Source organism: Halomonas sp. SIMBA_159 (genome assembly GCF_046536035.1).
Classification (GTDB): domain Bacteria; phylum Pseudomonadota; class Gammaproteobacteria; order Pseudomonadales; family Halomonadaceae; genus Vreelandella; species Vreelandella venusta_A.
In genome coordinates this window covers 1-276 of the sequence record NZ_JAWJBT010000469.1, presented here as the reverse complement: position 1 = coordinate 276, position 276 = coordinate 1, and the positions used below count along the sequence as shown (strand labels likewise).

1 protein-coding gene is annotated in these 276 nt (G+C 66.7%); it reads left to right on the top strand.

All coding sequences use genetic code 11. From position 1 onward, the window contains the following. On the top strand, window positions 1-276 hold a 276-nt coding region (locus R0J87_RS20055; protein ID WP_498888448.1), incomplete at both ends, for a hypothetical protein.

Sequence of the window (276 nt, the reverse complement as noted above, 5' to 3'; positions counted from 1 at the left end):
CCCATCCCTCGCTGGCCTCCACGCTCGAGCGTGCGCCCTATGCGGCGCTTTACGGCCGCATCCAGGCGCGCGTGCAACTGAAACCCGTAATCGAGCGTGAGCGCTTCGCACAACTGATCTCGCACGCGCTCAAGAGCGCCGGCTGCACGCACACGCTGCTGTCCGACTCCGGGCTTGAACTGCTTCGACAGGCCTCACGAGGGTTGCCACGGCAGGCGGGCCGCATCCTGCGCACCGCCATGCAGCTGGCCGTACCGAAAGCGCTGAACCATATCC